This is a genomic window from Pseudomonas sp. NPDC096950, from assembly GCF_044762525.1.
GTDB lineage: Bacteria > Pseudomonadota > Gammaproteobacteria > Pseudomonadales > Pseudomonadaceae > Aquipseudomonas.
Window position 1 is genome coordinate 200,691 of record NZ_JBIWEL010000002.1, and the last position, 9,832, is coordinate 210,522.

10 protein-coding genes are annotated in these 9,832 nt (G+C 59.4%); 7 read left to right on the forward strand and 3 right to left on the reverse strand.

Annotation, left to right across the window (positions count from 1 at the left end):
- The first annotated feature begins 6 nt into the window (after positions 1-6).
- Together ACIQY3_RS05385 and ACIQY3_RS05390 are read left to right on the forward strand one after the other, a co-directional pair.
- Positions 7-966 (forward strand): MucB/RseB C-terminal domain-containing protein, encoded by a 960-nt coding sequence (locus ACIQY3_RS05385; protein ID WP_403017877.1) that lies wholly within the window; start codon positions 7-9, stop codon positions 964-966.
- 246 nt (positions 967-1,212) lie between these two features.
- Entirely contained in the window at positions 1,213-2,637 is a 1,425-nt protein-coding gene (locus ACIQY3_RS05390; protein ID WP_403017878.1) for a DegQ family serine endoprotease, read from the forward strand.
- Positions 2,638-2,709: 72 nt separating this feature from the next.
- On the opposite strand, the gene ACIQY3_RS05395 is transcribed toward ACIQY3_RS05390, so the two are convergent.
- Entirely contained in the window at positions 2,710-4,143 is a 1,434-nt protein-coding gene (locus tag ACIQY3_RS05395; RefSeq protein ID WP_403017879.1) for a M48 family metalloprotease, read from the reverse strand.
- A gap of 98 nt (positions 4,144-4,241) precedes the next feature.
- On the opposite strand from ACIQY3_RS05395, the gene ACIQY3_RS05400 reads away from it, so the two are divergent.
- Together ACIQY3_RS05400 and ACIQY3_RS05405 are read left to right on the forward strand one after the other, a co-directional pair.
- Complete coding sequence (locus ACIQY3_RS05400; protein WP_403017880.1) at positions 4,242-4,481, forward strand: sulfurtransferase TusA family protein; 240 nt, start codon at positions 4,242-4,244, stop codon at positions 4,479-4,481.
- Between the two features lie 31 nt (positions 4,482-4,512).
- On the forward strand, positions 4,513-5,583 hold the full coding sequence (locus ACIQY3_RS05405; protein ID WP_163908934.1) for an AI-2E family transporter: 1,071 nt from the start codon (positions 4,513-4,515) through the stop codon (positions 5,581-5,583).
- A 138-nt stretch (positions 5,584-5,721) separates the two neighbouring features.
- Here the strand turns inward: ACIQY3_RS05405 and ACIQY3_RS05410 are convergent, their stop codons facing one another.
- The gene (locus ACIQY3_RS05410; RefSeq protein WP_403017881.1) at positions 5,722-6,195 is read right to left on the reverse strand and encodes a peroxiredoxin; all 474 of its coding nucleotides are present in this window, start codon (positions 6,193-6,195) and stop codon (positions 5,722-5,724) included.
- A 10-nt stretch (positions 6,196-6,205) separates the two neighbouring features.
- On the reverse strand, positions 6,206-6,766 hold the full coding sequence (locus ACIQY3_RS05415; protein WP_054046705.1) for a glycine cleavage system protein R: 561 nt from the start codon (positions 6,764-6,766) through the stop codon (positions 6,206-6,208).
- Between the two features lie 328 nt (positions 6,767-7,094).
- Here ACIQY3_RS05415 and dapA point away from each other — a divergent pair, with 328 nt between their 5' ends.
- The 3 genes from dapA to ACIQY3_RS05430 all read left to right on the forward strand — a co-directional run.
- Positions 7,095-7,973 (forward strand): 4-hydroxy-tetrahydrodipicolinate synthase, encoded by an 879-nt coding sequence (gene dapA / locus ACIQY3_RS05420; protein WP_403017882.1) that lies wholly within the window; start codon positions 7,095-7,097, stop codon positions 7,971-7,973.
- Positions 7,974-7,990: 17 nt separating this feature from the next.
- On the forward strand, positions 7,991-9,106 hold the full coding sequence (bamC, locus tag ACIQY3_RS05425; protein ID WP_403017883.1) for an outer membrane protein assembly factor BamC: 1,116 nt from the start codon (positions 7,991-7,993) through the stop codon (positions 9,104-9,106).
- Between the two features lie 6 nt (positions 9,107-9,112).
- On the forward strand, positions 9,113-9,832 hold a 720-nt coding region (locus tag ACIQY3_RS05430), incomplete at its 3' end, for an MBL fold metallo-hydrolase (RefSeq protein WP_403017884.1).

Sequence of the window (9,832 nt, forward strand, 5' to 3'; positions counted from 1 at the left end):
AGGATCATGCGCGCCATACCTCTACTTACGCTTCTGCTCGGTGGCTGGTTCGTTGTTCCAGCCCACGCCGACGAAGCCCAGGACTGGTTGACACGTCTGGGTCAGGCCGAGCAACAGCAAAGCTTTCACGGTACTTTTGTTTACGAGCGAAACGGTAGTTTTTCTACCCATAACATCTGGCACCGCGTCCAGGATGGCAAAGTCCGCGAGCGTTTACTCCAGCTCGACGGCTCGGCACAGGAAGTCGTGCGCATTGATGGACATACTCAATGCGTCAGCGGCACCCTGATCGCAGGGCTGGGGGACTCTCCCAACTCTGCTGCTCGTGCACTCGATCCACAAAAGCTCAAGAATTGGTACGACCTTGCCGTCATCGGCAAGTCGCGTGTGGCTGGGCGTGCGGCAGTGATTGTGTCACTGACGCCACGAGATCAGCATCGTTACGGTTTCGAGCTACATCTGGACAAGGAAACCGGTTTGCCCTTGAAGTCATTGTTGCTCAATGACAAAGGCCAGTTGCTCGAGCGCTTCCAGTTCACGCAGCTGGATACCGCTGAAGTCCCGTCGGACAGTGATTTGCAGGCAGGTCCTGACTGCAAGGCGCTCACCGTAAACACTGACAAGGCTACTGCTATCAAAACCGCTGAGGCCTGGCATTCGGACTGGCTGCCGCCAGGTTTCGAACTCAGTAGCAGCTCCTCGCGCAAAGACCCTGAGACCAAAACCCAAGTCAGCAGCCTCATGTACGACGATGGCCTGGCCCGCTTCTCGGTATTTCTCGAGCCGTTGAATGGCGCTACCGTCACCGATACGCGTACCCAGCTGGGCCCAACCGTTGCCGTTTCCCGGCGCTTGACCACGCCTCAAGGCGAGATGATGGTCACCGTGGTCGGTGAAATCCCGATCGGTACCGCTGAACGGATTGCGCTGTCCATGCGCACCAATGCTGCTACGGCCAAACAGTGAGCTGAAACGTGATGCTCATGGATCGGCGATTTGATTGTGCGAGAGGTCAGCAATGCCTATCCCGCCATTGAGATGTCGAAATGTTTGGTGAGCATTTTCATTTGCAAATACCCCTGAATTTTTCTATAGGTCAGAGCCTCTCGGCTCTGGCCTTGTTTGTTGTTCCCGGAACAAAAATACCGGCGTATCGTTCCCGGTGTTCCTTGCTCCATATCGCTTAACCATGCTCGTCGTAACGGGAGCCGTATGTCGATACCACGCTTGAAGACTTATCTTTCCATTTTTGCCACCGTGCTAGTGCTTGGTCAGGCGGTCCCTGCTCAAGCGGCCGAATTGCCTGACTTCACGCAATTGGTCGAACAGGCCTCGCCAGCGGTGGTGAACATCAGTACCACGCAAAAACTGCCGGATCGCAAAGTATCGGGCCAAATGCCGGATCTTGAAGGCTTGCCGCCAGCGCTGCGCGAGTTCTTCGAGCGCGGCATGCCGCAACCGCGTTCGCCCCGTGGCGATCGTCAGCGCGAAGCCCAGTCCCTGGGGTCGGGCTTCATCATCTCGCCTGATGGCTACATCCTGACCAACAACCACGTCATTGCCGACGCCGACGAAATTCTCGTCCGCCTGGCCGACCGCAGTGAGTTGAAAGCCAAGCTGATCGGCACCGACCCGCGTTCTGACGTGGCGCTGCTGAAAATCGAAGGCAAGGACCTGCCGGTTCTGAAACTCGGCAAATCCCAGGACCTGAAGGCCGGCCAATGGGTCGTTGCCATCGGTTCGCCGTTCGGCTTTGACCACACCGTGACCCAAGGCATTGTCAGCGCCATTGGTCGCAGCCTGCCGAACGAAAACTATGTTCCCTTCATCCAGACCGACGTGCCGATCAACCCGGGTAACTCCGGTGGTCCGCTGTTCAACCTGAACGGTGAAGTGGTCGGGATCAACTCGCAGATCTACACCCGTTCCGGCGGCTTCATGGGCGTGTCGTTCGCGATCCCTATCGATGTCGCGATGGACGTATCCAATCAGCTGAAAAGCGGTGGCAAAGTCAGCCGTGGCTGGTTGGGCGTGGTGATCCAGGAAGTGAACAAGGATCTGGCCGAATCGTTCGGCCTAGAGAAACCGGCCGGTGCGCTGGTGGCTCAGATCCAGGATGACGGCCCGGCAGCCAAGGGTGGCCTGCAGGTGGGTGACGTGATCCTGAGCATGAATGGTCAACCGATCGTCATGTCTGCTGATCTGCCGCATCTGGTCGGCGCGCTCAAGGCAGGCTCCAAGGCCAATCTTGAAGTGATCCGCGAGGGCAAGCGCAAGAATGTCGAGCTGACCGTCGGCGCTATCCCGGAAGAAGGCAAGGAGCTGGACGCCGCGCCGAAAGCCGGTGTCGAGGGCAGCAGCAACCGCTTGGGCGTTTCTGTCACCGAGTTGACCGATGAACAGAAAAAAACCTACGACCTCAAGGGCGGTGTGGTGATCAAGGATGTTCAGGACGGTCCTGCTTCGTTGATAGGCTTGCAGCCCGGCGATGTGATTACGCACTTGAACAACCAGGCGATCGGCTCCACCAAGGAGTTCACCGAAATCGCCAAGGCGCTGCCGAAGAATCGTTCGGTGTCGATGCGGGTTCTGCGTCAAAATCGCGCCAGCTTCATCACCTTCAAACTGGCTGAATAAACCGGTTGTTGGCTGAATAAAAAACCGCCTCGAAAGAGGCGGTTTTTTTATGTCCGGATTTTGTAAGAAGAATCAGCCCATCATGTCTTTGATCATCCGTTCCTGTTCCATCAGCTCCCGTTGCCGCGCATCGATCCGCGAAGACAATGGGAAGTTGCCGCCAGCCTTGCGCTTGGCGAAGTCCAGCTGCTGGATGGCCTGGCGGTAGTCGCCCACCAGCGCGAAGTATTCGGCGCGCGCCTGATGCAAACCGATGATGTTGCCCGACAGCCCGCGAGTTTCCGCCACCATGTACCAGACGTCCGGATCGTCTGGACGCGACTTGAGCAGGTTTTCCAGGGCTTTTTCCGCGTCGGCCGTGCGGTTCTGCTTCAGCAATAAATCGACGCGCACCTGGTTCAGGGGGTAGTTGCCCGGATACTGGGTAAGCAGTCGATCGACCCGAGTCTGGGCATCCGGCAAGCGATTATTGGTGATGTCCAGATCGACCTGGGCCAGGTTGTAGATAATCTCGTTCGGCGCCGTGGCCAGCAGTTGCTTGAGATTTTCCCGGGCTTCGTTCAGTTGACCACCCTTGATCTGGGCGATGGCCAAGCCGTAACGGGCGACATCGTTTTTCGGGTTTTCATCGAGCTGGGCACGGAAGCGTTTGGCGCCCAGTCCTGGGGTTTCTTCATAAATCAGCTGCACCCGCGCACGAATCAGCTGATAACGCATGCTGTCTTCGATGCCACCCTGTTTGGCTTGTTCGGCGCGGTTGCGGGTGTCGGCGATCCGCGATTCGGTGACCGGGTGAGTCAGCAGGAATTCCGGCGGCTTGGCGTCGAAGCGGTACTGGCGCATCAGGCGCTCGAACATGTTCGGCATCGAGCGCGGATCGTAACCGGCCTTTTCCAGATTGATGATGCCGATCCGGTCGGCTTCCTGTTCGTTCTGGCGCGAGAAGCGCCGTTGTTCCTGAATCGCGGCGGCCTGCGTACCGGCAATGGTGGCGATCCCGGCATCGCCGGCACCGGCGGCGGCAATCACGATCCCGGCGAGCAGGGCTGCCATCATCGGCACCTGCATGCGTTGCGAGGCTTCAACGCCACGGGCGAAGTGGCGTTGCGACAAGTGAGCCAATTCGTGAGCGAGTACCGAAGCGTATTCGCCCTCGGTCTGCGCATTGAGGAACAAACCGCCGTTGACCCCGACGATCCCGCCCGGCGCGGCAAAGGCGTTCAGCTCGGGGCTGTTGATCAGGATGAATTCCAGGCGCCGGTCCGTCACCTGGCTGGTCTCGACCAGTTTGTAGACGCTGGATTCGACATAATCCTTGAGCTGAGGGTCGCTCAACTGCTGGACCTGGCTGCGCAACATCGCCAGCCACGCGCGGCCCAACTGGTATTCCTGTTGCGGGGAGACGATGGCAGAACTGGCATCACCGAGTGACGGCAGGTCGTCGGCGAAGCCTGGTGAGGCGAGCAGGCAAGCGAGCGTCAGCAGGGTAGGGCGCAAAAAAGTCATGCACAAAGCCTTAGTCGACAAAGACCTTACTGTAGCCGGACAGTGGGCTTCGGACCAGATATTCTAGGCCGCTCAACCACCTGATCCGGAGTGATGCAATGACCGATGCTGTAGCCCATGACGTTGAACTGGACGCCAGTGGCCTGAATTGTCCGTTGCCATTGCTCAAGGCCAAGCTGGAGCTCAACCGGATGACCAGCGGCGCGGTGCTCAAGGTGATCGCCACGGATGCGGGCTCCCAGCGCGACTTTCGCACCTTTGCCCGATTGGCCGGTCATACGCTGCTGCTTGAAGAAGACGAGGCGGGTGTCTACCGCTATTGGTTGAAAAAAGCCTGAAACCGGCTGCGTTCGTTACTAAGGATTATTGATGTTCAAAGTGTTACGCGACTGGATTCAGCGCTACTTCTCCGATGAAGAAGCCGTGGTGCTGGCGGTGCTGCTGTTCCTGGGGTTTACCGCGGTGCTCACCTTGGGCGGCATGCTCGCGCCGGTGCTGGCTGGGATGGTGCTGGCGTATCTGATGCAGGGGCTGGTCGTCACCCTCGAACGCCTGCGCGTGCCCGGTGGCGTGGCCGTGGGGCTGGTGTTTGCGCTGTTCATGGGCGTGTTGCTAGTGTTCATCGTGGTCGTGGTGCCGTTGCTCTGGCATCAATTGATCACGTTGTTCAACGAGTTGCCCGGCATGCTCGCTAAATGGCAGTCGCTGCTCTTGCTGTTGCCCGAGCGCTACCCGCATCTGGTGTCCGACGAGCAGGTGCTGCAAGCCATCGAAGTGGCCCGGGGCGAGATCGGCAAGTTCGGTCAGTGGGCGCTGACGTTCTCGTTGTCGAGCCTGCCGCTGCTGGTCAACATCATGATCTACCTGGTATTGGTGCCGATCCTGGTGTTCTTCTTCCTGAAGGACCGGGAAATGATCGGGCAGTGGGTGCGCGGCTATCTGCCCCGTGAACGGGCGCTGATTACTCGCGTCGCCCATGAAATGAACCGGCAGATCGCCAACTACATTCGCGGCAAGGTCATCGAGATTTTCATCTGCGGTGGCGTGACCTACATCGGTTTCGTGGTGCTGGGGCTCAACTACGCGGCACTGTTGGCGTTGCTGGTGGGCGTGTCGGTGGTGGTGCCTTACGTCGGCGCCGTGGTGGTGACCGTACCGGTGATGCTGATTGCATTGTTCCAGTGGGGCTGGAGTGATCAGTTCATCTACCTGATGGCGGTCTACGGGATCATTCAAACACTGGACGGCAACGTGCTGGTGCCGCTGCTGTTCTCGGAAGCGGTCAACCTGCACCCGGTGGCGATCATCTGTGCGGTGTTGTTGTTTGGCGGGTTGTGGGGCTTCTGGGGGGTGTTCTTTGCGATTCCCCTGGCGACGCTGTTCAAGGCTGTGCTGGATGCGTGGCCGCGCAAGGAGCCGGTGGTGGCGCCGCTGCTTTAACTGTCAGCTCTGGTTTTTCAGTGAGCTCAAGGGCCTCTGCGCGAACAAGCCCGCTCCCACATTCGATCTGTGGCGAACACAAAACTGATGTGGGAGCGGGCTTGCTCGCGAAGGCGTCCGAATAGACGCCCTATAAAATCAGGCCTTGTTCAGCCCCTGAGCCGCTGCCAACACCGCATCCACATGCCCCGGCACCTTCACGCCGCGCCATTCCTGACGCAACACACCGTTCTTGTCGATCAGGAAGGTGCTGCGATCAACGCCCATGTATTCCTTGCCGTAGAGCTTTTTCAGCTTGATCACATCAAATAGCTGGCACAGCGCTTCTTCCTTGTCGCTGATCAGCTCGAAGGTGAACGCCTGCTTGGCCTTGAAGTTTTCGTGGGATTTCAGGCTGTCCCGGGACACGCCGAAGACTTCGGTGTTGGCGGCTTTAAAAGCCTCCAGCTGATCGCGAAAGCCCTGGCCCTGGGTGGTGCAGCCCGGCGTGCTGTCCTTCGGGTAGAAGTAAATCACCACCTGCTTGCCTTTGAGGCTCGCGAGGCTGACGGTCTGCCCGCTGGTGGCGGGTGCTTCGAAGTCGGTAACCGGTTGGTCGATAGCAACGGCCATGAAAGCTTCCTTACATTGGGTTTTGTGGGCGCCACGGTTCAATCAGGGCGTCCAGGTTCAGCGCGTCGGCGAAATCCAGGAACTGATCGCGCAGCCAGCTGATTTGCACGCCGGCCGGCAGCGTCACGGTAAACGTGGCGTTGAGCATGGTGCCGCCGGTTTGTGGTGCCTGGTACGTGTCGCAGGTCAGGTTTTCCAGCTCGACGTTGTGGTCCATGAAGAACTGACACAACTCGTTGATGATGTCCGAGCGATAGGCCGAGCTGACATAAGCGACGTATGGCAAGGCTTGTGGGCGGTTCTCCAGGGCTGCGCTGCGCACTACGTTGACCGTGAAGGCGTGCTTCTTGGCGAGGATAGGCAGGCTGCCTTCCAGGCGGGCCAGGGCGTCCCAGCTGCCGGAGATCTCGAGGATCAGGGCACTGCACTCGCCATGACGGGTCAGGCGAGAGGTGACCACGGCGCAGCGGTTTTCATGGCTGGCGCGGCACAGGACGTTAGTCAGCTCCATGGGGTTGGCGCCGAGGGCACTGATGACAAGGAATTGTTCGCGAACTGTGGGGGTGGACATGCAGCATTCCTAAAGCGATGAGCGGTCGATACTTCTATGTGCTTTTTTTACCGGGGGCGACCCTGCGCAGACGAATTCAGAAAACCCGAGCCGAAGGTTGCAACGTGCTCCAGAGTGGCGGGAGCGAGGGGTGGCAACGCTGGATCGGGGCTTGTGATGCCGAAAATGGAGGCTGGAACCCGGCGTACGAGCTTATCAGTACCGATCAAAGTCTGAAGGGTAGCGAAAAGCAGCGCCAAGGGGAATGGCAGCAGCGCAGTACTTCGCTTGTACAAGCATCTTGGCGCCAGTACCATTACGGCTCTCTTTTTCCGGCAGGAGCGGTTGCATGATTGCGGGCAGTATGGTGGCACTGGTCACACCCATGGATGCACAAGGTCGTCTCGATTGGGACAGCCTGAGCAAACTGGTGGACTTTCACCTGCAAAACGGCACCCACGCCATCGTGGCGGTCGGTACTACAGGTGAATCGGCCACGCTAGACGTGAACGAGCACATCGAAGTGATTCGCTACGTGGTCAAGCAGGTTGCAGGGCGCATCCCGGTCATCGCCGGCACCGGTGCGAACTCGACGCGCGAAGCCATCGAGTTGACCACCAACGCCAAGAGCGCTGGCGCCGACGCTTGCCTGCTGGTCACGCCGTACTACAACAAGCCGACCCAGGAAGGCTTGTACCAGCACTTCAAGGCCATCGCCGAAGCCGTCGATATCCCGCAGATCCTTTACAACGTGCCTGGCCGCACCGCGTGCGACATGCTGGCCGACACCGTGATCCGCCTGTCGACTGTTAAAAACATCATCGGCATCAAGGAAGCCACCGGCGACCTGGGCCGTGCCAAGGCGATCATCGACGGTGTCAGCAAAGACTTCCTGGTGATCTCCGGTGACGATGCCACCGCTGTAGAGCTGATCCTGCTGGGCGGCAAAGGCAACATCTCGGTGACCGCCAACGTCGCCCCGCGTGACATGGCCGACCTGTGCAACGCCGCGCTCAAGGGCGACGCCGTGACTGCTCGGGCCCTCCACGAAAAGCTGATGCCGCTCAATAAAACCCTGTTTATCGAATCCAACCCTATCCCCGTGAAATGGGCGCTGCATGAAATGGGCTTGATGCCGGACGGTATCCGTCTGCCGCTCACCTGGCTCAGCACTGCCTGTCACGAACCGCTGCGGCAGGCCATGCGCCAGTCCGGCGTCCTGGTTTAATTGAGGAAGTACAACGCATGAAGCGAATGGCCGGACTTTCCGCACTTGCCTTGATTATCTCCAGCACCAGTGGCTGCGGATGGATCTGGGGCCCGGAAGGTTACTTCCGTGACCGTGGTAGCGATTACCTGGAAGCGCAACAGACTGCACCGATGCAACTGCCACCGAATGTCAGCACCGCCAAACGTCTGGATCCGCTGTTGCCGATCCCGCGTAACGTTGCCGATGACACCGCCAAGGGCGAATACATCGTGCCGCGTCCGCAGCCGCTGTCGGCGATTGCTGACGCCAGCGACTACACCCTGCAGAAAAGCGGTGATTCGAGCTGGGTCATGGGCCAGCACCCACCGGCCGAAGTCTGGCCAGTGGCGGTGCAGTTCTTCCAGGACAACGGTTTCCGCCTGGATGAACAACGCCCGCAAACCGGCGAATTCACCACTACCTGGCAGCATTCCGACGAACTGTCCGCGGCCATGGCCAAGCGCCTGAGCGCGGCCGGCGTCAGCGCCGACAGCGAAACCCGCGTGCGGGTCCGCATCGAGCCAGGCGTGCAGCGCAACACCAGTGAAATCTACGTGGTCAGCGCCCAGCGTCCTTCGGGCAGCACCGCCAACGTCGATTTCACCAACCGTTCGGTCAACACTGGCCTGGACGCTGCACTGGTGGATGACTTGCTCGCGAGCATGAGCCGCACGGCAGAGAAGGGTGGTTCGGTCTCCATGCTGGCGTCCCGCGATTTCGATACGCCGAATCGTGTCAGCCTGAGCGAAGACGGCAGCGGCAACCCGGTCCTGAACGTAGGTCCTGACCTGGATCGCGCCTGGTCGAGCGTTGGTCGTGCGCTGGAACAGGGCGAATGGCGCGTTGAAGACATCAACCGCAGCTTGGGCCTGTACTACATCAACCTGGCCGAAAAAGCCGAGAAGAAAGACGAGAAGCCTGGTTTCTTCAGCAGCCTGTTCGGCAGCAAGCCGAACAAGGAAGAAGTTGAAGCCCGTGCCGAGCGTTATCAGGTTCGCCTGAGCAAAGTGGGCGAGAACGTCCAGGTCACCGTCGAGAAAAACATCAACACCGTGGCGCCGGCAGAAGTGGCGCGTAAAGTGTTGAGCGTGATTCAGGACAACCTGGGCTGATATCACATGCGTTTTGCCGTTCTCGGCAGCGGTAGCCAAGGGAACGGCACGCTGATCGCCAGCGCTGATACGTATGTGCTGGTGGATTGTGGTTTCTCCCTGCGGGAAACCGAAAAACGCCTGTTGCGCCTGGGTGTGAACCCGGCGCAACTGAGCGCGATACTCGTGACCCACGAACATGCCGACCACGTGCATGGCGTGGGTTTGCTGTCTCGGCGTTACAATCTGCCTGTCTACCTCAGTCGCGGCACCCTGCGCGGGATGCGCAAACCGATCGAACCCGCGGGCTTCCTGGCCGGCGGCGAGCAATTGCAAATCGGCGCCCTGAACATCGAAGTCATTGCCGTGGCCCACGATGCGCAGGAACCGACCCAGTACGTGTTCAATGACGGCGAACGGCGCTTCGGCCTGTTGACCGACCTGGGCTCGTATTGCAACAAGGTGCTGGACGGCTATCGGGACCTCGATGCGTTGATGATCGAGTCCAACCATTGCCGTGACATGCTGGCTCGCGGTCACTACCCGTACTTCCTGAAGCAGCGGGTGGGCGGTGAACTGGGACATTTGAACAACCACCAGGCGGCATTCCTGGTGTCTGAGTTGGGCTGGCAAGGCCTGCAACACTTGGTCCTGGCCCATCTGAGCAGCAAGAACAACCTGCCGCAGCTGGCCCGGCAATGTTTAGTCGACACCCTCGGGTGCGACCCGGACTGGCTGCAACTGTCC